Below are 1,400 nucleotides of genomic sequence, written 5' to 3' on the forward strand. Positions count from 1 at the left end.
CTCGTGGTCGGGCCGGGTGCGGCCGGCGGGCTCGGGGGGTCGGCCGTCGGCGCCAGGCCGGGGGTGGCGGTCGCGCCGTACGGGGTGCTCCCGGCCTTCGGGGAGGGCAGCGGCAGCGCGTTGGGCTGCTCGAACGCGGCCCCGGTGAGCACCGCGTGCACGCCGAGCCAGGACAGCGCCACCGCCGCCCCGGTGGCCGCCGCCCAGGCGCAGAGCTGTACCAGTCCGTTCCGCATCGTCCGCACATCCTGCCGTACTTCCCGGTCGGCGGTGACCGGCACCCCTGGTGTTCGGCAGGGCAGTTGCAGCTGTCCGGACCCCGCCGGGACCCACCCCCGAGGTACAGACCACTGCCCACCGATGGCGTACCGTGCAGGGCCATGGCAACAGTGCTCGTGGTCGAGGACGACCCCTTCGTACGGTCCGCGCTCATCCGCCACCTGACCGACACCGGTCACGCGGTCCGCAGTGTGGGCACGGCCCTGGAGGCGCTGCGGGAGGTCGCCCAGGTCGGCTGCGACCTGGTGATCCTGGACCTGGGCCTGCCCGATCTGGACGGCAGCGAGGCGCTCAAGATGATCCGGGGCCTGACCGACGTCCCGGTGATCATCTCCACCGCGCGGGACGACGAGGCCGAGATCGTCCGGCTGCTGAACGACGGTGCCGACGACTATCTGGTGAAACCTTTCTCCGGAGAACACCTGAGCGCCCGGATGGCCGCCGTGCTGCGCCGGCTCGGCAGCGGCGCCGCCCCCGTCGCCCAGGTGCTGCGGGTCGGCGGCCTCGCCATCGACCTCCAGCGGCGCGAGGCCGTCCTGGACGGGCGGCTGCTCGACCTGACCCGCCGTGAGTTCGACCTGCTGGCCTTCCTGGCGGCCCGGCCCGGCGTGGTGGTGCCGCGCAAGGAGATCCTCGCCGAGGTCTGGCAGCAGACCTACGGCGGCGACCAGACCATCGACGTCCACCTCTCCTGGCTGCGCCGCAAACTCGGCGAGACCGCCTCCAACCCCCACTACCTGCACACCGTCCGGGGCGTCGGGGTCCGGCTGGAGGCCGTCGCGGGCCCCGCGGAGCACCGGACATGAAGCGGTTCGCGCACTCGCTGCGCTGGGCCATGATCAAGGCCGCGGTGGCCGGGACCACGATGGTCGCACTGGCCTTCCTCATCCCGCTCGGCCTGATGGTCCAACAGACCGCCCGGGACCGGGCGTTCACCGCCGCCGAGCGGCAGGCCGCGGCACTCGGGCCGGCGCTGGCGATCACCACCGACCAGGACGCCGTCAACCGGGCGCTGGCCAGCACCGACGCCGGGGCGCAGGGGCGGATGGCGGTGCACCTGCCGGTGGCGGTGGGGGCGGTGGGGGCGGTGGGGGCGACGGTCGGCGGAGCGGCGGTCGGGG

1 protein-coding gene and 2 pseudogenes are annotated in these 1,400 nt (G+C 74.4%); 2 read left to right on the forward strand and 1 reads right to left on the reverse strand.

The window, feature by feature from the left end:
• Positions 1–236, reverse strand: a pseudogene (locus BG452_RS34885) (hypothetical protein); the annotation flags it as partial.
• Positions 237–380: 144 nt separating this feature from the next.
• Between BG452_RS34885 and BG452_RS34890 the strand changes: the two are divergent.
• Positions 381–1,085 (forward strand): response regulator transcription factor, encoded by a 705-nt coding sequence (locus BG452_RS34890; protein ID WP_188308353.1) that lies wholly within the window; start codon positions 381–383, stop codon positions 1,083–1,085.
• A gap of 17 nt (positions 1,086–1,102) precedes the next feature.
• A pseudogene (locus BG452_RS34895) lies at positions 1,103–1,400 on the forward strand (two-component sensor histidine kinase); the annotation flags it as partial.

This window comes from Streptomyces sp. CBMA123 (assembly GCF_014596465.1).
Classification (GTDB): Bacteria; Actinomycetota; Actinomycetes; order Streptomycetales; family Streptomycetaceae; genus Kitasatospora.

What these genes read in the sequence shown, in the direction of transcription:
- BG452_RS34890 (WP_188308353.1), top strand. Translation starts at nt 381, where the DNA reads ATGGCAACAGTGCTCGTGGTCGAGGACGACCCCTTCGTACGGTCCGCG.